The sequence below is a fragment of the Paracidovorax valerianellae genome (assembly GCF_900102625.1).
GTDB lineage: Bacteria > Pseudomonadota > Gammaproteobacteria > Burkholderiales > Burkholderiaceae_C > Paracidovorax > Paracidovorax valerianellae.
This window is the reverse complement of sequence record NZ_FMZC01000008.1, coordinates 77,244-98,367: the sequence shown is the minus strand read 5'-3', so window position 1 is coordinate 98,367 and position 21,124 is coordinate 77,244. Positions and strand designations below refer to the sequence as shown.

Annotated in this window: 16 protein-coding genes and 1 pseudogene; 8 read left to right on the top strand and 9 right to left on the bottom strand. The window is 67.6% G+C overall.

From position 1 onward, the window contains the following. Positions 1-103: 103 nt before the first annotated feature. From BLT03_RS13795 to BLT03_RS13775, 5 genes are all read left to right on the top strand, one after another. Positions 104-1,354: an efflux RND transporter periplasmic adaptor subunit gene (locus BLT03_RS13795; RefSeq protein ID WP_092744344.1), complete on the top strand. Its 1,251-nt coding sequence runs from the start codon at positions 104-106 to the stop codon at positions 1,352-1,354. 25 nt (positions 1,355-1,379) lie between these two features. After that, positions 1,380-4,622 carry an efflux RND transporter permease subunit gene (locus BLT03_RS13790; RefSeq protein ID WP_092744343.1) on the top strand — a complete coding sequence of 1,081 codons (3,243 nt, stop codon included), beginning with the start codon at positions 1,380-1,382 and terminating at the stop codon, positions 4,620-4,622. Positions 4,623-4,642: 20 nt separating this feature from the next. After that, the gene (locus tag BLT03_RS13785; RefSeq protein WP_092744342.1) at positions 4,643-6,127 is read left to right on the top strand and encodes an efflux transporter outer membrane subunit; all 1,485 of its coding nucleotides are present in this window, start codon (positions 4,643-4,645) and stop codon (positions 6,125-6,127) included. Positions 6,128-6,314: 187 nt separating this feature from the next. Next, on the top strand, positions 6,315-7,751 hold the full coding sequence (locus tag BLT03_RS13780; RefSeq protein ID WP_092744341.1) for an NAD-dependent succinate-semialdehyde dehydrogenase: 1,437 nt from the start codon (positions 6,315-6,317) through the stop codon (positions 7,749-7,751). Between the two features lie 109 nt (positions 7,752-7,860). Then, positions 7,861-8,487 (top strand): LysE family translocator, encoded by a 627-nt coding sequence (locus tag BLT03_RS13775; protein ID WP_092744340.1) that lies wholly within the window; start codon positions 7,861-7,863, stop codon positions 8,485-8,487. Between the two features lie 32 nt (positions 8,488-8,519). Here the strand turns inward: BLT03_RS13775 and BLT03_RS13770 are convergent, their stop codons facing one another. The 7 genes from BLT03_RS13770 to bfr all read right to left on the bottom strand — a co-directional run bounded on the left by BLT03_RS13770 (position 8,520) and on the right by bfr (position 17,172). Further along, positions 8,520-10,727, bottom strand: a complete 2,208-nt coding sequence (locus BLT03_RS13770; protein WP_434802401.1) for a TonB-dependent siderophore receptor — start codon at positions 10,725-10,727, stop codon at positions 8,520-8,522. 160 nt (positions 10,728-10,887) lie between these two features. Further along, positions 10,888-11,601 (bottom strand): DUF4198 domain-containing protein, encoded by a 714-nt coding sequence (locus BLT03_RS13765; protein WP_092744339.1) that lies wholly within the window; start codon positions 11,599-11,601, stop codon positions 10,888-10,890. A gap of 137 nt (positions 11,602-11,738) precedes the next feature. Next, a complete protein-coding gene (locus BLT03_RS13760) occupies positions 11,739-13,871 on the bottom strand; it encodes a TonB-dependent siderophore receptor (protein ID WP_092744338.1) in 2,133 nt (710 codons plus the stop codon). A 121-nt stretch (positions 13,872-13,992) separates the two neighbouring features. Beyond that, on the bottom strand, positions 13,993-14,319 hold the full coding sequence (locus BLT03_RS13755; protein ID WP_092744337.1) for a DUF3325 domain-containing protein: 327 nt from the start codon (positions 14,317-14,319) through the stop codon (positions 13,993-13,995). Between the two features lie 5 nt (positions 14,320-14,324). Beyond that, positions 14,325-16,001: a PepSY-associated TM helix domain-containing protein gene (locus tag BLT03_RS13750; protein WP_245711389.1), complete on the bottom strand. Its 1,677-nt coding sequence runs from the start codon at positions 15,999-16,001 to the stop codon at positions 14,325-14,327. Beyond that, positions 16,001-16,306 (bottom strand): DUF3649 domain-containing protein, encoded by a 306-nt coding sequence (locus BLT03_RS13745; protein ID WP_092744335.1) that lies wholly within the window; start codon positions 16,304-16,306, stop codon positions 16,001-16,003. Before BLT03_RS13745 ends, BLT03_RS13750 begins: the two co-directional genes overlap by 1 nt. A gap of 389 nt (positions 16,307-16,695) precedes the next feature. After that, a complete protein-coding gene (gene bfr, locus BLT03_RS13740; protein WP_092744334.1) occupies positions 16,696-17,172 on the bottom strand; it encodes a bacterioferritin in 477 nt (158 codons plus the stop codon). Between the two features lie 226 nt (positions 17,173-17,398). Here bfr and BLT03_RS25085 point away from each other — a divergent pair. Next, positions 17,399-17,572 (top strand): annotated as a pseudogene (locus BLT03_RS25085) (Mor transcription activator family protein); the annotation flags it as partial. 1 nt (position 17,573) lies between these two features. On the opposite strand, the gene BLT03_RS24485 reads toward BLT03_RS25085, so the two are convergent. Beyond that, a complete protein-coding gene (locus BLT03_RS24485) occupies positions 17,574-17,747 on the bottom strand; it encodes a hypothetical protein (RefSeq protein ID WP_175537756.1) in 174 nt (57 codons plus the stop codon). Beyond that, positions 17,747-18,298, bottom strand: coding sequence for a hypothetical protein (locus BLT03_RS13730; protein WP_245711388.1), 552 nt, complete (start codon positions 18,296-18,298; stop codon positions 17,747-17,749). The genes BLT03_RS24485 and BLT03_RS13730 overlap by 1 nt, the downstream gene beginning before the upstream one ends. A gap of 415 nt (positions 18,299-18,713) precedes the next feature. On the opposite strand from BLT03_RS13730, the gene ahpC reads away from it, so the two are divergent. Together ahpC and ahpF are read left to right on the top strand one after the other, a co-directional pair. Continuing rightward, positions 18,714-19,289: an alkyl hydroperoxide reductase subunit C gene (gene ahpC / locus BLT03_RS13725; RefSeq protein ID WP_092744332.1), complete on the top strand. Its 576-nt coding sequence runs from the start codon at positions 18,714-18,716 to the stop codon at positions 19,287-19,289. A gap of 219 nt (positions 19,290-19,508) precedes the next feature. Then, positions 19,509-21,077, top strand: a complete 1,569-nt coding sequence (gene ahpF, locus BLT03_RS13720; protein ID WP_092744331.1) for an alkyl hydroperoxide reductase subunit F — start codon at positions 19,509-19,511, stop codon at positions 21,075-21,077. Positions 21,078-21,124: the final 47 nt, after the last annotated feature.

Sequence of the window (21,124 nt, the reverse complement as noted above, 5' to 3'; positions counted from 1 at the left end):
GTTGTTTCCTGCTTTTTCTGGCCATTGCGTGCCGGAAGGGGCGTGCTTTGCCCGATCGATTTCACGTTTTTTGCTGTTTGAACACACCCGGAGGACTTCCACCATGAACCCGCAACAACCCATGCCTTCCCGTCGCCGCTGGTGGGCTGCCGCCGGCGCTGCAGCTGCCATTGCCGCCGCAGGCGGTGCCGTCTTCGGCTTGCAGACCTCGCACGCCGAATCCCCCAATCCCCAGGCCGCGCCGCCTGCCGTGCCGGTGTCGGTGGCGGCCGTGCTGCAGCAGGAGATCGCGCTGTGGGACGAGTTCTCGGGCCGCCTCGAAGCGGTGCAGCGCGTGGACATCCGCCCCCGCGTGGGCGGCGCCGTGCAGGCCGTGCACTTTCGCGAAGGCTCGCTGGTGAAGCAGGGCGACCTGCTCGTCACCGTGGACCCCGCGCCGTATGCCGCTGAAGTGGACCGCGCCGAGGCGCAGGTCGTCGCCGCACAGGCCCGCGTGTCCTACACCCGCAGCGAAATGGAGCGCGCCACCCGCCTGTGGGAAGAACGAGCCATCGCCCAGCGCGAGCACGACGAGCGCGTGAACGCCCAGCGCGAAGCCGACGCCAACCTGCGCGCCGCGCAAGCCGCACTGCAGACCGCGCGCCTGAACCTGGGCTACACGCAAGTGCGCGCTCCGGTCTCCGGCCGCGTGGGCCGCATCGAAGTGACGGTGGGCAACCTGGTGGCCGCCGGCGCCGGCGCGCCGATCTTGACGACCCTGGTGTCGGTCAGCCCGATCTACGCGAGCTTCGACACCGACGAGCAGATCGTGGCGAAGGCGCTGGAAGGCCTGCGCTCGGGCAAGAGCGCCCGCACGCTCATCGAGAGCATTCCCGTGCAGATGGGCACCGGTACGGCGGGCGGCACGCCGCACACCGGCCACCTGCAGCTGATCGACAACCAGGTCGATGCCCGCAGCGGCACGGTGCGCGTGCGCGCAGTGTTCGACAACGCCGACGGCGTGCTCATGCCCGGCCAGTTCGCTCGCATTCGCATGGGGCAGGTCAAGAACACGCAGGCCGTGCTCATCAACGAGCGCGCCGTGGGCACTGATCAAAACAAGAAGTACGTGATGGTGGTGGGCGAAGGCAACAAGGCCGAGTACCGCGAAGTGCAGCTGGGCGCGCCGGTGAACGGCCTGCGCGTCGTCACCTCGGGCCTGAAGGCCGGCGAGCGCATCGTCGTCAACGGCCTGCAGCGCGTGCGCCCCGGTGCCCAGGTCGCCCCGCAGGACGTGCCCATGACGGCCAAGGCCGAACTGGGTGGCGAGGCGGCGCAGCAGGCCCGCACCGCCGCCAAGCAGCCCGCAGCGTGATTGCGGAGCGCCAAGAAAGAACGCCATGAATCTCTCCCGCTTTTTCATCGACCGCCCCATCTTCGCCGGGGTGCTGTCGGTGCTCATCTTCCTGTCCGGCCTGATCGCGCTGCGCGCGCTGCCGATCTCGGAATATCCCGAGGTCGCGCCGCCTTCCGTGGTGGTGCGCGCCCAGTATCCGGGCGCCAACCCGAAGGTGATCGCCGAAACCGTGGCCACGCCGCTGGAGGAATCCATCAACGGAGTGGAAGGCATGCTCTACATGGGCAGCCAGGCGACCACCGACGGCGTGATGACCCTCACCGTCACCTTCCAGCTGGGCACCGACCCCGACAAGGCGCAGCAACTGGTGCAAAACCGCGTCTCGCAGGCCGAGCCGCGCCTGCCCGAGGAAGTGCGCCGCCTGGGCATCACCACCATCAAGAGCGCGCCGGACCTCACAATGGTCGTGCACATGGTGTCGCCCAACGGCCGCTACGGCATCGACTACCTGCGCAACTACGCCGTGCTCAACGTGAAGGACCGGCTCGCCCGCATTCCCGGCGTGGGCCAGGTGCAGATCTTCGGCGGTGGCGACTATTCGATGCGCGCCTGGCTCGACCCGCAGAAGGTCGCGCAGCGCGGCCTGTCGGCCGCCGACGTGGTGTCTGCCATCCGCGGGCAGAACGTGCAGGCCGCCGCCGGCGTGGTGGGCCAGTCACCCGGCCTGCCCGGCGTGGACATGCAGCTGTCGATCAACGCGCAGGGGCGCCTGCAGACCGAAGAAGAGTTCGGCGACATCATCGTCAAGACCGGCAGCGACGGCGCGGTGACGCGCCTGCGCGACGTGGCCCGGCTGGAGCTGGGCGCGGCCGACTACTCGCTGCGCTCGCTGCTCAACAACGATCCGGCTGTCGGCATGGGCGTGTTCCAGGCGCCAGGCTCCAACGCGCTCGACATCTCCTCGAACGTGCGCAAGACGATGGCCGAGCTGCAAAAGAACATGCCCGAGGGTGTGGAGTTCCGCATCGCCTACGACCCGACGCAGTTCGTGCGCGCTTCCATCAAGTCCGTGATCCAGACGCTTTTGGAAGCCGTGGCGCTGGTCGTGATCGTGGTGATCCTGTTCCTGCAGACGTGGCGCGCGTCCATCATTCCGCTGCTGGCGGTGCCGGTGTCGGTGGTGGGCACGTTCGCGGTGCTGCACCTGCTGGGCTTTTCGATCAACGCGCTGTCGCTGTTCGGCCTCGTGCTGGCCATCGGCATCGTGGTGGACGATGCCATCGTGGTGGTGGAGAACGTGGAGCGCAACATCGAGGCGGGGCTCACCCCGCGCGAGGCCACCTACCGCGCCATGCGCGAAGTGTCCGGCCCCATCATCGCCATCGCGCTGGTGCTGGTGGCCGTATTCGTGCCGCTCGCGTTCATCAGCGGCTTGACGGGCCAGTTCTACCGCCAGTTCGCGGTGACCATCGCCATCTCGACGGTGATCTCGGCGATCAACTCGCTCACCTTGTCGCCCGCGCTCAGCGCCTTGCTGCTCAAGGGCCACCACGAGCCCAAGGACGCCCTGACGCGCGGCATGGACCGCGTATTGGGCGGGTTCTTCCGCCGCTTCAACAGCGTGTTCCACCGCGGCTCCGAGGCTTATAGCGGCGGCGTCAAGCGCGTCATCGGCCGCAAGGCACTGATGCTGGTGATCTACGCCGCGCTGGTGGCGGCCACCTGGGGCCTGTTCAAGATCGTGCCGGGCGGCTTCGTGCCCGCGCAGGACAAGCAGTACCTGGTGGGCTTCGCGCAGTTGCCCGACGGCGCCACGCTGGACCGCACCGAAGACGTGATCCGCCGCATGGGCGAGATCGTCAAGAAGAACCCCAATGTGGAAGACGCCATCGCCTTCCCGGGCCTGTCGATCAACGGCTTCACCAACAGCTCCAACTCCGGCATCGTGTTCGTCACGTTGAAGCCCTTCGCCGAGCGCGGCCGGGCCGACCAGAGCGGCGGCGCCGTGGCGGGCCAGTTGAACCAGGCGTTCGGCAGCATCCAGGACGCGTTCATCGCCATGTTCCCGCCGCCTCCCGTGGCGGGCCTGGGCACCACCGGCGGCTTCAAGCTGCAGATCGAAGACCGGGCCTCGCTGGGCTACGAAGCCATGGACGCCGCCGTGAAAGCCTTCATGGCCAAGGCGTACCAGACGCCGGAACTCGCGGGCCTCTTCACCAGCTGGCAGGTCAACGTGCCGCAGCTGTACGCCAACATCGACCGCACCAAGGCGCGGCAGCTGGGCGTGCCGGTGACCGACATCTTCGAGACGCTGCAGATCTACCTGGGCAGCCTGTACGCCAACGACTTCAACCAGTTCGGCCGCACGTACAGCGTGCGGGTGCAGGCCGATGCGGCCTACCGTGCTCGGGCTGAAGACGTGGGCTTGCTGAAGGTGCGCTCGACCACCGGCGAGATGGTGCCTCTGTCGGCGCTGATGAAGCTCGAACCCAGCTTCGGGCCTGAGCGTGCGATGCGCTACAACGGCTTTCTGTCGGCCGACGTGAATGGCGGGCCCGCGCCCGGCTTCTCTTCGGGCCAGGCGCAGGCCGCCATCGAACGCATCGCTGCCGAGACGCTGCCGCAGGGCATCGGCTTCGAATGGACCGAGCTGACCTACCAGGAAATCCTGGCTGGCAATTCCGCCGTGCTGGTGTTCCCCATCGCGATCCTGCTGGTGTTCCTGGTGCTGGCCGCGCAGTACGAAAGCCTGACGCTGCCGATCGCCATCATCCTGATCGTCCCCATGGGCCTGCTGGCCGCCATGACGGGCGTGTGGCTCAGCGGCGGGGACAACAACGTGTTCACGCAGATCGGGCTCATCGTGCTGGTGGGGCTGTCGGCGAAGAACGCCATCCTGATCGTGGAGTTCGCCCGCGAGTTGGAGTTTGCCGGGCGCACCCCCGTGCAAGCCGCCATCGAGGCGAGCCGCCTGCGGCTGCGCCCCATCCTGATGACGTCGCTGGCGTTCGTGATGGGCGTGCTGCCCCTGGTGCTCTCCACCGGCGCCGGCGCCGAGATGCGCAGCGCGATGGGCGTGGCGGTGTTCGCCGGAATGATCGGGGTGACGGCATTCGGCCTGTTCCTGACGCCGGTGTTCTATGTGGCGCTGCGCCGCATGGCCGGCAACCGGCCGCTGCAGCAGCATGGCAGCCACACGCCGCCGCTGGCCGATGCCGGCACCGGTAACGGCCCTGGTGCCGTGGCCCACCCCGTGCTGGCATCGCCACGCGGGCATGACGAATGAGTGAGCGAAGGAGTTTTGCAATGACTGCCCCCTTGAAGTCGATTGATCTGCTGTCCTGGTCGCGCCTCGTGCCGCTGGCGGCGGCCCTGGTGCTGGCCGGCTGCATGAGCAGCCCGGTCGCCCCCGCACCCGAGCATGGCGGCGTGGCCGTGCCGGCCACCTTCAGCGAGGCCGACGGTGCGCGGTCCTGGACCACGGCGCCCCCCGCCGAAGCGCAGCCGCGCGGCGAGTGGTGGCTGGGCTTTCAGGACCCGGTGCTGAACGGCCTGGTGGAGCGGGCGGGCCGCGGCAACACCACCGTGCAGGAAGCCGCCGCGCGGCTGGCCGAGGCGCGTGCGCTGCTGCGCTCGGCCGATGCCAACCGCGCCCCGCAGCTGGGCGTGTCCACCGGTGTGTCGCGCCAGGCGGGCGCCAACACCGCCACGGGCGGACCGGTGCCGGCGACGCTCGCTACCGCCGGCCTGAACGTGTCTTACGAGCTCGATCTGTTCGGCCGCCTTTCGCAGGCCAGCGATGCAGCGCGGCTCGATGCGCAGGCGCGCGACGCGCTGCTGCAGAGCACCCGGCTCATGGTGCAGGCCGATGTGGCGCAGACCTATCTGCAATGGCGGTCGGTGCAGTCCGAGCGCGCACTGGTCGAAGAAAGCCTTGCGGCCTACCGCGACACCCTGCGCCTCACGCAGCGCCGCTACCAGGCCGGCGACGTGGCCGAGCTGGACCTGGCACGCGTGCAGACCGAAGTGGCCGCGACCGAATCCGAGGCGCTCGCGCTGGAGCGCCAGCAGGTGCTGCTGAACAATGCGCTGGCGGTGCTGGTGGGCGATGTGGCGAGCGGTTTCACCGTGGCGCCCGCTGCCAATGGCGGCCCTGCCGCCGAAGCCGTGCTGCCCGTGATTCCCGCGGGCGTGCCCGGCACGGTGCTCGCTCGCCGTCCCGACGTGTCGGCGGCGCAGGCCTCGGTGCTGGCGGCGCAGGCGCGCGTGGGCGTGGCCCAGGCAGCGTGGTTTCCGGCGGTCACGCTGACCGGCAACGGCGGCTATGCCTCGCCTGAGCTGGGCGACCTGTTCAAGTGGTCGGCCCGGTCGTGGGGCATCGGTGCGCTGCTGTCGCTGCCGATCTTCGATGGCGGCCAGCGTGCCGCGCAGGAAGAGGGCGCCCGCGCCCGATTGGAAGGCGCGCTGGCAGCACACCGCGGGCAGGTGCTCACGGCGTTCCGCGAGGTCGAGGACCAGCTGGGCGCGCTGCGCCTGCTGGCCGGCCAGGCCGAGGCCCAGGGCCGCGCCGTGCAGTCGGCCGCACGCGCCACGCAACTGTCGGACTCGCGCTACCGCAACGGCCTGGTGAGCCAGCTCGAACTGCTGGACGCGCGCCGCAGCGAACTGCGCAACCGCCGCCAGGCGCTGCAGGTGCGCACCGCGCAGTACACGGCGACGGTGGGGCTCGTCCGCGCGCTGGGCGGTGGCTGGGGCGATGCCCCGGCGCAGGTGGCTGCCGCACGGCCCTGACCGGTGCGCCGCTGCGGCGGCGGCTGGCGAGGGCGTCTCCCACACGGCCATCGAGGCTGTCGCCCGGCGGGCTGCGCGCCCTGGCGAACGGGCCTATAGTTGCCCGTTGCTGCCGCGCGGCCCCGGCGCCCGCGGCAGGGCTCGCCCCCTTCTTTTCACCCATCCAGTCAGCAGGAGCATTCACACAATGAGTTACCCCAGCACCCGCCTTTTCATCGCAGGCCAATGGCAAGACGCCGCCGACGGCAAGTCCATCGCCGTGCACAACCCCGCCACCGGCAAGGAAATCGGCCGCGTCGCACATGCTGGCAAGGCCGACCTGGACCGTGCGCTGGAAGCCGCGCAGAAGGGCTTCGAAGCCTGGCGCGACATTCCCGCGGTGGACCGTGCCAAGACCATGCGCCGCGCCGCCGCCCTGATGCGCGAGCGCGCCGACGCCATCGCCGCGATCATGGTGCAGGAGCAGGGCAAGCCCCTGGCCGAGGCCCGCGTGGAAACCATGGCCTCCGCCGACATCATCGAATGGTTCGCCGACGAATCGCAGCGCGTGTATGGCCGCATCGTGCCGTCCCGCAACCTGGCCGCGCGCCAGATGGTCGTGAAAGACCCCGTGGGGCCCGTGGCGGCATTCACGCCCTGGAACTTCCCCATCAACCAGGTGGTGCGCAAGATGGCCGCTGCCTTGTCGGCCGGCTGCTCCATCCTCGTGAAAGCGCCTGAAGAAACCCCAGCCAGCCCGGCCGAACTGATCCGCGCCTTCGCCGATGCCGGCGTGCCGGCCGGCACGGTGGGCCTGGTCTACGGCGATCCGGCCGAGATCTCCAACTACCTCATTCCGCACCCGATCATCCGCAAGGTGACCTTCACCGGTTCCACGCCCGTGGGCAAGCAACTGGCCGCACTTGCCGGCAAGCACATGAAGCGCGTGACGATGGAGCTGGGTGGCCACGCACCGGTGATCGTGGCGGAAGACGCCGATGTCGAGCTGGCCATCAAGGCCGCGGGCGGCGCCAAGTTCCGCAACGCGGGCCAGGTGTGCATTTCGCCCACGCGGTTCCTGGTGCATGAAAGCATTCGCGCCGAGTTCGTGGCCGCGCTGTCGCGCCACGCACAGGGCCTGAAGGTCGGCAACGGCATGGCCGAAGGCACGCAGATGGGCCCGCTGGCCAACCCCCGCCGCATCACCGCCATGGCCGACCTGATGGCCGACGCCGTGCAGCAGGGCGCGCAACTGGCCACCGGCGGCGAGCGCATCGGCACCGAAGGCAACTTCTTCCAGCCCACGGTGCTGAACGACGTGCCGCTGTCGGCCCGCATCTTCAACGAAGAGCCCTTCGGCCCCGTGGCCGCGGTGCGCGGCTTCGAGAAGATCGAAGACGCCATCGCCGAAGCCAACCGCCTGCCTTTTGGCCTGGCGGGCTATGCCTTCACGCGCTCGCTCAAGAACGCCCACTTGCTGTCGCAACGCCTGGAAGTCGGCATGCTGTGGATCAACCAGCCCGCCGCGCCTGCGGCCGAGCTGCCTTTCGGCGGCCTGAAGGATTCGGGCTACGGCTCCGAAGGCGGTTCCGAAGCGGTGGAAGCCCACCTGAACACGCGCCTCGTGTCGATCATGAACGTGTGATCGCCACCGGCAGGTGAAAGGGCCGCGCTGCACAGCGCGGCCTTTTTTTTGGCCGGGCCAAGCACGCGGCCCTCGTCGAGGGTGTCCGTCGCGCGAATATCATCGCCCGATGCTCACATTCGCCCAACTGCTCGCGTTCCTTCTCACCGCCTTGCTCATCACGGCCACGCCCGGCCCCGACAACCTGTTGGTGCTGGGCATGGGAATGTCCAAGGGACGTTGGCAGGGCATCGTGTTCGGCCTGGGCTGTGCGCTGGGCTGCCTGAGCCACACGCTGCTGGCGGTGGTGGGCGTGAGCGCGTTGATCGCCGCGTCGCCCGTCGCCTTCACGGCGCTGCGCTGGGTGGGTGGCGCTTACCTGATCTGGCTGGGCATTCAGGCGCTGCGCAGCCCTGGCGCCGGCCGCGTGGATGCGTCGGGTGCCCCGGCACAGTCGCTCCAAAGCCTGTTCTTCAAGGGCATGGTCGCCAATGCGATCAACCCGAAGGTGGTGCTGTTTTTCCTGTCGTTCCTGCCGCAGTTCGTGGTGCCGGCGCAAGGCAACGTGGCCCTGCAGCTCGGCCTGCTGGGGCTGGTATTCACGCTGCAGGCGGCCGTGCTGTTCGGGCTGCTCGGGTACTTTGCCGGCGCCATCGGCGCCTGGCTGAACCGCCGGCCGCGCGCAGGCCTGTGGCTGGACCGGGTGGCCGGCACGGTGTTCGTGGGGCTGGGCCTCAAGATGATCGCGGGCCGGTAAAGGCCCGCGCGCACCCAGGCCAGTCCGTCCCTTCAGAACCGGTATGTACCCGTCATCGAATACGTACGGCGCTGGCCGTAGAAGCAATCGCCCCGGGCCAGGCACTGGGTGATCTGCACCTTGTCCGCCAGGTTGGACACGTTGAACGCCAGGCGCCAGCTGCCGGCGTCATAGGCGGCCATGGCGTCGGCGACGGCGACCGATGGCGTGGTGATGGCGGTGGTGCCGGTCCACTGCGAGCCGGTGTATCGCACGCCCGCGCCCACCGTCCAGCCACCGCGCCCTTCGGCGGCGAAGCGGTGCATGAGCCAGCTGGATGCCGTGTGCTTGGGCACGCCGGCCACCGGCAGGCCCTGGTCGCCGGCGTTGCTGCGCGAGATGACGGCGTCGGTGTAGGCGTAGCCCACCGTCCAGTCCCAGTTGCGGGCCAGGCTGGCGGTCATCTCGGTCTCGAAGCCCTTGACCTTCACCTCGCCGATCTGCAGGCTGTTGAGCGGGTTGGAGGGGTCGTTGGTCTTGCGGTTCTTTTCGCGCAACTGGTACACGGCGGCGTAGGCGCTGATGCCCCGGCCTTCGGGCTGCCACTTCACGCCGGCTTCCCATTGCTCGCCGCGCTGCGGCTTGAAAGGCGTGCCGAAGAAGTCCACGCCGCCCAGCGGCTGGAACGATTCGGAATACCCCACGTATGGCGCCCAGCCGCCATCGGCCTGGTAGGTCGCGCCGATGCGCTTGGTCCAGGCGGTGTCGTCCACGGCGGCAGCGGGGCGGCCCACGGTTTCGGTCTTGGCGCTGTCATGGCGCAGGCCGAGCGTGGCGGTCCAGCGGCCCCAGCGGATCTGGTCCTGGGCGTAAAAGCCCAGTTGGCGCTGCGTGACGTTGGGCTGGCGCACCAGCGCCGAGGCCGAAGGCGCGGTGAAGTTGCCATACACCGGCGCATAGGCGTCGATGCCCGAGATGGTCTGGAACCACGAGGACTGGCTGGTTTCGTTGCGCTGCGCGTCCATGCCGGCGAGCAGCGTGTGCTCGATGGCACCGGCCTGTACCTTGCCTTCGAGTTGCGTGTCCACCAGCAGCAGGCGGCTGGAGTTCACCTGCCACGAGGCATCGCGCAGCAGCGTGCGGTTGTCGGCCTCGAACACCGGGCGCGCCGGGCGGCCGGTGGCGCGGTTGGCGGCGAAGCTGGTGTAGATGCTGCGGTAGTCCACTTCGCTCACCGTGCGGCGCAGGTTCTGGCGCACCGTCCACGTGTCGTTCAGGCGGTGGCTGAACAGGTAGCCCCAGGAATTGTTTTCGGTGTCGAAGGCGTCCCAGCCCGGCTCGCTGATGAAGGTCGAGGTGGGGATCTGGCCGTACGGGCTGGACAGCCGCGTGCCCTGCCACGGGAAGAACCCGATCAGCGAGCCGCTCTTGTCCTTCTGGTGCGTGAACTGCAGCGTGAGCGACGTGGCGGCGTTGGGCTTCCAGGTGAGCGAGGGCGCGAGGATCAAGCGGTCGTCGCTCACGTGGTTGACCTGCGAGTCGCTGTCGCGGCCCACGGCCACCAGGCGGTACAGCCATTCGCCGTCCTGCGTGAGCGGGCCGGTCATGTCGGCGGCGATCTGCTTGCGTGCGTAGTTGCCCAGTTGCACCTGCACTTCGCGCAGGGGCTCGGCCTGCGGACGTTTGCTGGTGAGGTTGAGCACACCGCCCACGCTGCCCTGGCCGTACAGCACGGACGACGGGCCGCGCAGAAACTCCACGCGTTCCAGCAGGTAGGGCTCGGCCTTCGTGTTGTTGTAGGTGCCGTAGGTGCGCAGCAGGCCGTCCTGGTACTGCGTCACATTGCCGCCGCGGGACGAAAAACTGTCCACCCGGCTGTCGAAGTAGTTCGAGACCATGCCGGCGGTGTAGGCCGTGGTCTGGCGCAGGGTCTGCGCGCCCTGGGCTTCGATCTGGTCGCGCGTGACCACGCTGATGGCCTGCGGCGTTTCGATGAGCGGGGTGTCGGTCTTGGTGGCTGAGAGCGCACGCTTGGCGACGAATCCGCTGACGGGCGCGGTCGGGTTTTCCTGCTCGGTGCCGGCCTTGACCGTGACTGGGGCGAGCGTGGTTTCCGCCACGGGTGCGGCGGTTGGCTGGGCCTGTGCGGTTGCTGCTGCCATGCCGCACAGCAGTGCGATGGCGGTGTGCAGGGCGGTGGCCCGCGGCAGGGGGCGGCAGAGGGTGCCATGGGCACGCGGAAGGTAGGAGTGTGAAGGCATTTTGCTACTCATTTGATAGCTATCCAGGCAATGAATACGGCGGCAGGAAGGCTGCTTGGTCTGAAAATGCGGCGCGCAGGGCTCCGCAGCGGTCGCTGCGCGCTGGCAGCGACCGGTCTTCGGTTCGGTGTGGCCTGCCAGCGCAGGCCAGGTGCCGTGGTTAGTGCGCGGCGGGGGCCGGCAGCGCGGGCGATTCCATGCCGGTCGCTTGCACGAAGGTCAGCGTGGTCAGGTAGCTGGCTTCGCCGTACTTGTCACCCGCGTGCTCGCCGGGCTGCTTGTCGCTGTGCTTGACCTCGGCCACGTACTGGCCCTTCCAGGGCAGATCGAAATGCACCGTGCCCTCGGCATTGGTGGCGGCTTCGCGTGCCCAGCCCGAGGGCGACACCAGCATCACCTGCGCCTTGGGCAGCGGCTTGCCGTTGAACACGACGCGCAATTCGCCGGCCTTGCCGGTGGGCACCACATCCAGCGGCGCCGTGGCCGTCACGGGCTGCGCCAGGCTGGCCACCCAGCGTGCCGCGGGGCGCCACAGCAGCGGCGGCAGGCCGGCCTTGGTGCGGTCGATGAGCGGGTACGGTGCCTCGGCGAACAGCGTGTCGGCCGGGGCGGGCAGGGCGTAGGTGAACGCAGTGGCCGTGCGCTGGCCTTCGATGCGCTTGGCCTCGCCGCCGCGCTGCTGCTCCAGCACCGGCACGCCCTTGAACTTGTCGAGCGCGCCGGGCGACTTCTCCAGCAGGCCGTCGGCGTATTCACCGTACTGCACGCGGGCCTGGTTGCCGCTGGTTTCGATCCAGACCTGATGGGCCTGCGCCGCCGTGGCCGCCAGGGTGGACAGCAAGGCAAGGGTGATGGGCTTGAACGAGGATGACATCGAAAGGCTCCTGTAAAAAACAGAGGTTGGAAAAACGGTTTGCTATTGATTTAATAGCTGCTTGCGCAATAAGGACGTGCGCTGAAGGCCGATTTGGCTAAGAAGGCCCGAGGGGCCTTTGCGCACCGGCGCTGCGCTCAGTAGCGCGCCTTGAGCGCCACCGTCACGCGGCGCGGCTCGCCGTAGAAGTTCTGGCGGCCCAGGCTGCCGACCTTCTCGTAGTAGGTCTTGTCGAACAGGTTGTCCACGTTCAGGTTCACCGAGAGCTTGTCGTTGATCTGGTAGGCCACCTGGGCGTTGAACAGCGCGTAGTCGCCCGAGGTCACGCGCAGCGCGCCGCTTTGCGCGAAGAACTCGCTGCGGTAGCTCATGCCGCCGCCCACGCTCACGCCCTGCAGCGCGGGGCTGCGAAAGGCGTAGCGGGTGGACAGGTTCACGCTGTGGCGCGGCGTGATGGGGCTGAAAACCTGGCCCAGTTGCGACACCGGCGCCTGCAGGTACTTGGTGGCGGTGAAGGCGTAGCCGGCCAGCACGTCCCAGCCGGGCGCGACCTGCCCGCTCACCTCGGTCTCGAAGCCTTGCGCGCGCACCTTGCCGCCCGCCACCGAAGCCGTGGGCACGCTCGGGTCGGCCACGGCCCGGTCCTTGTCCAGGATGCGGAAGACGGCGAAGTGCGTCTGCAGGCGCTTGTTGAGGAATTCACCCTTCACGCCCGCCTCGATCTGCGAGCCCGAGCGCGGCGTGAGCAACTGGCCGGCGCGGTCCAGGTTGGACTGCACCACGAAGGTTTCGGCATAGCTCGTGTAGGCCGACAGGTTCTCGTTCAGCTCGTAGATCGCCGCCACGGACGGAATGAACTGCCGCCCCGGGTCGGCCGTGGCCGTGGTCTGGCCCGTGCTCAGCGTGCGCGTTTCGGCTTTGGCCCACGACATCCGCCCGCCCACCAGCACCTTCAGGCGCTCGGCCGCGCTGATCTGCGCCTGGCCATACAGCGCGTTCTCGGTGCGCCGCGTGGCCGTCTGGTAGCCCGGCAGCGCGATGGACGGGTAGGGCAGGTTGTATTGCGGGTTGAACAGGTTGGCGATGCTGGGTGCGCCGAAGGCCGAATTGCCGTCCAGGCTTTCGCTGGTCGTGTGGCTCATGCCCAGCAGCACGCGGTGCGTGCGGCCCAGCGCCGACAGCGGCGAGGTCACGTACAGGTCGTAGTTGCGGTCCTGCACGTCCTGTTGGAAGTTGACGGTCTGCAACTGGTAGTTGCCGTTGGCTGCGAGGGCCGAGTTGGCGCGTGCCGACTGGTAGAGCGATTCGCGGTGCACGTCGCGCGCCGCGAACTTGACCAGGCCGCCGCCCGCCAGCCGGTGCTCCAGCTCGGCGAAGGTGTCGGTGCTGTCCAGGTCCTGGCGATTGGCGGCCAGGCCGGCGAAGGTGGAGCGCGGCACGTCGGGCAGGCGCCCGTCGGCATACGACGGCAGGCCCTGGTCCACCGTGGCGCGGATCTTCTGGCGCGTGTGGCCGACCGACAGCGTGGTGGCCGCATTGATGTCCAACTCCAGCGTGCCGTAGCCAAGCGTCTTGTCGTTCTTGAGCGTATCGACGTAGCTGTCACGGTCGTCCTTCACGGCGACCACGCGGCCGCGCAGCGTGCCGGCGGCATTCAAGGCGCCGGTCAGGTCCACGTCGCCGCGGCGCATGCCCCACGAGCCGGCGGACACGTTGGCGTTCAGGCCCAGGGCCGATTGCGCGCGCTTGCGCACCAGGTTGATGGTGCCGCCCGGCTCGCTCGCGCCCTGCAGCAGGCCGGACGGGCCGCGCAGCACTTCGATGCGGTCGTAGATGGCGGTGTCCATCGCGGTGGCGAAGTTGGCGCCTTGCGGAATCGGCACGCCGTCGAGCAGCACCGCGCCGATGTCGAAGCCGCGCGACTGGATGGTGTTGTAGTTGCCCGCGCCGTCCAGGCGCGTCACGTTGACGCCCGTGGTCTGCTTGACGGCGTCTTCCAGCTTGGTGAGGTTCAGGTCGTCCAGGCGCTGCCGCGTGATCACGCTGACCGACTGCGGCGTCTCGCGCGGCGACTGCACCATCTTGCCCACGCTGATCTCACGGGCGATGTACTGGCCGGAGCCTTCGGTGGCCTCGCCCTGCGGAGCATCGGTCACCTTGACCTCGGGCAGGGCCACGGTGGCGGTGGCGGGCGCAGCCGTCTGGGCGTGTGCGGTGGCCGCAGCCAGCAGCGCGGCCGTGGTGATGGCGTTCAAGGGAGGCAGTCGCATGAAAGGCTTTCTGGCGGTCGGAGAAACAACGTGGAGACATTGGCTTCCCGCGCGCCGGGCCGGCGGGCAGGTGGCTGCAAAAAAATGAAAGCGCGGGCTGGCAGGGCAGCGGCCGGCCCGCTTAAAGCGCCAGCGCCAGCAGGGCCGCGGCCACCGCGACCACGCCCAGCAGGGGCAGGCGGCGCGGCTGCCAGGTCGCGACGGCGGTGGCGCACACGGCGGCCAGCGACAGCGCCATGGTCCACCACGTCACGCTGAGCGGGGCCGTCATATCGCCCGGCCAGCCGACGGCATGCGCGAGCGACAGCGCCAGCAGCGCCCAGCCGATGCGCCGCAGCGTGCGCATCTGGCGCTCGCCGCCGTCGCGGTTCCAGGCGTCTGCGTGGTGGCGGTCCATGCCCAGGGCCAGACCCGACCAGCCGGCAAAGCAGAGAAAGAATTCGAACATGGCGGTCAGGCTCCGGCAGCGGGGGTGGAAGGCGTCGATGGGTTGGAAGGCGCACCGGCGTTCTTGCCGGGGGCAGCGCGGCCTGCGGCGGCGGCCTTCGCGCTGCGCGCCGGGCGCAGGCGCCAGGCCATCCATCCCAGCAGCACGCCAGTGGCGAGGAAGGACAGGTCCATGCCCGCCCACGTCCAGTCGGCGGCCGGCAGCGTCACGCCCAGGTGCGTCTGCGTGGTGAAGGCATTCAGCACCGGCAGGGCGGCGAACACCGCGCCCGCCAGGCCGAGCACCACGCTCCAGCCCCAGCGGTCCGGCCGCACCACGCCGATCAGCAGGCCCAGTCCCCAGGCGCCGAAGAACCACGCCAGCTCGGTGTCGGCGCGGCCCGCCACGTCCAGCGGCACCAGCCGGTTGGATGCGAGAAACACGCCCGTGGCCAGCGGCAGGCCGCCGAGCAGCGCCACGTTGAGGCTGGCCACCAGGCGCTCGCCGCGCTTCAACGGCGGCGCTGCGGCTCCCTTGCGCTGCGCCTGCTGGCGGCGCTTGACGCTCCACAGCACCATGCCGGTGGCGATCATCAGGCTGCCCAGCACGCCGAAGCCGAACAGGCCCCAGCGCATGCCGGGCCCGGCGAAATGGGCCAGGTGCAGGCCGTAGATCACGCGGTAGGTGCGCAGGGCGGGCGAGTCGGGGTCGAGCAGCGCGAGCGTCTCGCCCGTGGCGCCGTCGAAGCGCAGGCGGGCCGGTCCGTATTGCAGGCGGTCGCCATCGTGGCGGGTGATCTCCACCACCGTGCGTTCACCGTCGCTGCGGGCGCTGACGCCGCCGATGCGCGCATCGCCCCAGGTGCGGTGCGCGCTGGCCAGCATCGGCGCCAGGTCGAAGGTGGGCAGCGACTGCGCGGTCTCGGTGGGCGAGCGCCGTGCGCCGCGGGCCGTGGGCGTGTCGCCCTGCAGCTCGGCGAAGTACGCCTGCGAATCCGTGCCCTTCGGCCCCGGGTAGGCGGCGGCGATGCCCGAGGGCATGTACATCGAATGAAAGATCATCAGCCCGCTGAAGGTGATCATCAGATAGAACGGCAGCACCAGCACGCCGGACACGCTGTGTGCGTCGAGCCAGGCGCGCTGCCCGCCCTTGGTGGGCCGGAAGGTGAAGAAGTCCTTGAAGATGCGCCGATGCGTGACGATGCCGGACAGCAGCGCGATGAACATCAGCAGCGTGGCCACGCCCACCACCCAGCGGCCCTCCAGCGTCCAGCGGCCCTTTTGCGCGGTGCGCAGTTCGAAGTGGAAGCGGTAGAAGAACTCGCCGCCCATGGTGTCGCGCGTTTCGATGGCCTCGCCGGTCTGCGGGTTCATCAACAGCGTCTTGAAGCGCCCGCCCTCCTTGCCGCGCCACAGGATGGTGACGCCGGGCTGGCGCTCGTCCGGCAGCCGCATGAACCACTGCGCCACGTCCGGCACCTTGCGGTGCAGCGCCTGCTGCGCGCGCTCGGCCACGTCGGCGCTGGCGGCGGGCAGCCCGTGCAGTTCGGGCCGCATCCAGAGGTTGAGTTCGGTCTTGAAAAAGCTCAGCGTGCCGGTGAAGAAGATGGCGAACAGCAGCCAGCCCAGCACCAGGCCCGACCAGGTGTGCAACCATGCCATCGCCTGGCGAAATCCCTCGCGTTCGGTGGACGGTTTGGCCATCATGCGCCCCCCAGCCAGCGCGGCGCCATCGCCACGGCGCCCAGCGCCAGCGCGGGCATCCCGATGGCGCCCCAGGCGCTCCAGGCCGTGCGCGCATAGAAAGCCCAGGCCACCGCCAGGGCGTACACCAGCCATGCCAGCAACGTGGCCGTGAGCACCGCTTCAACCCGGGGCATGAAAGGCATCAGGCCCAGCGTGAGCGCGGCCGTGAACGCAGCCGTCAGCGCATAGCCGCCCACGCCCGCAGCCAGCGCGCGGGAGGTGACGGCCAGGCGGTAGCGCCAGTCGAGCCGGACCGCCTTCATGGCCGTGCGGAAGCCGCCCGGAGCGGATGATCGGAAAACAGTGGGGTGGCTAAAGGCTTGGCCGTCGCGCGCGCAGGACGTAGCAGCATCGAAAAGCTCCATGCAGGGTGGGGCGCTGGCTGCAGGCGGGGCGCGGGGCCCGGGCGAACTGACTGGCTGGCTAGGCCGGTATTCTAGTTTTTATGAGAATCGTTCGCATTCCGTTGTGTGCAATCGCAACAAACAGCAGAAACTTCGTACGAAATCGGCCATGGATTGCCGCCGAATCGATGCGTGCGCACCACATTTGCGCAAAGTGGCGGCGTTCCGGAAACGAAAAACCGGCCCGAAGGCCGGTTTGAGAACGGGGGCGCCGCCGGGATTGGCGCCCGTTCGGCGTGGCGGATCGCTTATTCGATCTCGCCCATCTGCGATTGCAGGTAGTTCTGCAGCCCGACCTTGGCGAGCAGATCGATCTGCGTTTCCAGGAAGTCGATGTGCTCTTCCGTGTCGTCCAGGATGCCCTGGAGCAGATCGCGCGAGACATAGTCGCGCACCGTTTCGCAGTGGGCGATGCCGTCCTTGATGGTGGCCTGGGCGCCGCGCTCGGAGCGCAGGTCGCATTCGAGGATCTCGGGGACGTCCTCGCCGACCTGCAGCTTGGCCAGGTCCTGCAGGTTGGGCAGGCCGTCCAGCATGAAGATGCGGTCCATGAGCTTGTCGGCATGCTTCATCTCGCCGATCGACTCTTCGTATTCCTTCTTCGCCAGCTTGTCGAAGCCCCAGTGCTTGAGCATCCGGTAGTGCAGGAAATACTGGTTGATGGCCGTCAGTTCGTTCTTGAGCTGGGCCTGCAGATGCGAAATGACCTGTGCGTCGCCTTGCATGGAGATTCTCCTTGTGTGGTTTGGGGTGCGATTGTCATGACCCAGGCCGCCCGGCGCAAGGCAATCTCCCTGCCCATGCGGTATGGCTGCGTTTGATGCTGAGTTGTGTTCGCGTTGGCCGTCCCCAGATAACGGCGCCTCCGCCAATATGGCATCGGTGGTGGCGAATGGCTTGGCCGACCACTTCGCGCTGCACTGGGGCGGCTAGGTCGGTTCCTTCCCGAAGGACCATCGCCGCGAACTCACACGCCTGGAGATCGAAATCTACGAGCGCTTCCAGGGCGACAACTACGACACCCTGGCCCGCCAGTACGATATGACCACCAGCGGCATCCGTAAGCTCATCAAACGCATCCAGGCCAAGATGGCGCGTGGACCGCAGTCCGACCTGTTCGAATAGCTCAGCCGCCGTCCTCTTGCCCGTCTTTGTTGAAGAACGCTTGGTAAATCACATACGGAACGACGGAAGCTATCACCCACCACCAATTGCCCTGCACGTAAGCCATCACCCAGCAGGCCCAGCCGAAGAGGACGGCACACCAGCCAAAGACGGTAGAGAGGCGATGGCGTTTCATCAGAGCATCTTCACACCGTTGAATCCCCACCGGACGTAAACAAGGTAAGGAAGGATACGGACGGTGCCGGCTGGGGTCGAAAGGTGGATCGGAATCGTCGCCGCTTCTTTGATCATCATGTTCAGAGGGCGGCCGAATCGGGCCATGTACACGCCGGGCCCGAAAAACCCATGCAGGCCAAATTTGCTGGAGTTGATGACGGCGGTGCGTGCGATGCCTGCTGCCCCTGCCTTCGTCGTAAAGTGGATCAGGCTCTTCGGCAGCGCTGCAAAGCCATATCCAGCAGTGCCAAGTACCGTTGCCGTAGTTGGTGCAACGTCAGGGGTCCATAGCGCGGCAAATACGCCGGGCACGTGGGCCAACGGCGCCAAAGGGCTTTGCGATGTGGTGGCGACGTCTGCCCAGTATTGAGCGGCCTCATCGGCCGCCTGCGTGGATTGCACGTAGAGTTGCCGCAGCTTGAGCATCAGGCGGTTAATGGTGCCGGCATCGGATATCTGGACGGGTGTGTTGCAGCCCTCGCGGCGGCAAGTCAGTGAGTTATCGGCCATTGGTCCCGGCTTTTATTTTGGTGACGCCACTCCGCAATATGCTGAGAGCGTACCGGCCTCCCTGCCGGCCCCTGGGATTAGCCGTGGTGGCGCTTTCGCTAAACTTACAAGCGACCCTGCCAACTGGAAACAGGCGTTGCAGCGATTGCAATCTGATTTCAACCAGCCGACTCGGTAAATCCCATCTGGTCCCCTAAATCCCGATTTATCGCAATGCAGGCACGGGGTTTATCTCAACTCCCTTCTCCCAGATGGCGGGAACGGGTCGGGCCCTTGCGCCACGCCTCCGCGCACGAGCCATTGATTTCTATAGCGTTTGACAATTGACTTGATGAAGTCAATTAATTGGATTGATGGTTTGGAAGGGCCTAGACTTCAGCTTTTCGTGTTCAGCCATCAACCCAAGGAAGAAGCAATGTCCCTGATCAATACCCAAGTCCAGCCCTTCAAGACCAACGCATTCGTGAACCGCGACGGCAAGGGCGAGTTCATTGAAGTGACGGAAGCCAACCTGAAGGGCAAGTGGTCGGTTCTGATCTTCATGCCGGCAGCTTTCACCTTCAACTGCCCCACCGAAATCGAAGACGCGGCCGACAACTATGCCGAGTTCCAGAAGGCCGGCGCCGAGGTCTACATCGTGACGACCGACACGCACTTCTCGCACAAGGTGTGGCACGAAACCTCCGACGCCGTCGGCAAGGCCAAGTTTCCCCTGGTCGGCGACCCGACGCACCAACTGACCAACGCTTTCGGCGTGCACATCCCTGAAGAAGGCCTGGCACTGCGCGGCACGTTCGTGATCAACCCCGATGGCGTGATCAAGACGATGGAAATCCACTCCAACGAAATCGCCCGCGACGTGTCGGAAACCCTGCGCAAGCTGAAGGCTGCCCAGTTCACCGCCGCCAACCCCGGCCAGGTGTGCCCCGCCAAGTGGAAGGAAGGCGCCAAGACGCTGACGCCTTCCCTGGATCTGGTCGGCAAGATCTAAGCTCCACGGCTTTGGCAGGAGCGGGGCGCTTCGGCGTCCCCGGGCCGGACAGCAGCATGGCGTGCGCGCCATGCCGTCCGGCTTTTTTTCGCCCGTTTTCATTGTTTTTATCGCTGGCCGGCATCGATCCGCGACCGGCACCTGTGGTACCTGCCGAACCTGCCTGATGGCCTGACACACCGCCCGCACCCACAACTCGAAATTGCAAAGGACACCACCATGCTCGACGACCAACTCAAATCCCAACTTTCGGCTTACCTGGAGCGCGTGACGCAATCGTTCGAGATCGTGGCGTCGCTGGACGACAGCGAGGTCTCCACCCAGACCCGCGAACTGCTGGAAACCATCCAGGGCCTGCGCAGCGACAAGATCACCTTGCGCACCGACGGCACCGATGCGCGCAAGCCCTCGTTCACGCTGCAGCGCGCCGGCACCCAGACGCACCTGCGCTTTGCCGGCCTGCCCCTCGGCCATGAATTCACGTCGCTGGTGCTCGCGCTGCTGTGGACCGGCGGCCATCCTCCGAAGGTCGAGCAGGAAGTGATCGAACAGATTCAGGGGATCGACGGCGACTTCGAGTTCGACGTCTACATGAGCCTGACCTGCCACAACTGCCCGGACGTCGTTCAGGCCCTGTCGCTGATGGCGATCCTCAACCCGCGCATCAAGACCACCGTGATCGAAGGCGGCGCCTTCCAGCAGGAAGTGACCGACCGCGAAATCATGGCCGTGCCCATGGTGTTCATGAACGGCAAAGTGTTCGGCTCGGGCCGCATGACCGTGGAAGAGATCGTCGGCAAGCTCGACACCGGCGCTGCGGCGCGGGAGGCCACGAAGCTGTCGGCCAAGGAAGCGTTCGACGTGCTGGTGGTCGGCGGAGGCCCCGCTGGCGCAGCCGCCGCGGTGTATGCATCGCGCAAGGGCATTCGCACGGGTGTGGCGGCCGAGCGCTTCGGCGGCCAGGTCAACGATACGCTGGACATCGAGAACTACATCTCCATCAGCAAGACGGACGGCCCCAAGTTCGCCACGTCGCTGGAGCAGCACGTGCGCGACTACGAAGTCGACCTGATGAACCTGCAGCGCGCCAAGGCGCTCAAGCCCGCCGAATCCGAAGGCGGCCTGATCGAGGTCGAGCTGGAAAACGGTGGCACGCTGCGGTCGCGCACGGTGATCATCACCACCGGCGCGCGGTGGCGCAACATGAACGTGCCCGGTGAAGACAAGTACCGCACCAAGGGCGTGACCTACTGCCCCCATTGCGACGGCCCGCTGTTCAAGGGCAAGCGCGTGGCGGTGATCGGCGGCGGCAACTCCGGCGTGGAAGCGGCCATCGACCTGTCGGGCGTGGTGGCGCATGTCACGCTGCTCGAATTCGCGGCCGAGCTGAAGGCCGATGCCGTGCTGCAGCGCAAGCTGCTCAGCCTGCCCAACGTCACCGTGATCACCCAGGCGCAGACCACCGAAGTGCTGGGCGACGGCAACCGCGTGACCGGCCTGGCCTACCAGGACCGTGCGAGCGGCGAAGCCAGGCAACTGGCGCTGGAAGGCATCTTCGTGCAGATCGGCCTGCTGCCCAACACGCAGTGGCTGCAAGGCACGGTGGAGCTGTCGAAGTTCGGCGAAATCGTGGTGGACTCGCATGGCCGCACCAACGTGCCCGGCGTGTTCGCTGCAGGCGACGTGACCACGGTGCCGTACAAGCAGATCATCATCGCGGCCGGCGAGGGCGCCAAGGCGGCGCTGGGCGCCTTCGACCACCTGATCCGGTCCACGGCACCGGCATAAGTCAAAGCGCGCGGCGCAGGTTTTTCCGGCGTCTGCGCCCCTTCCCA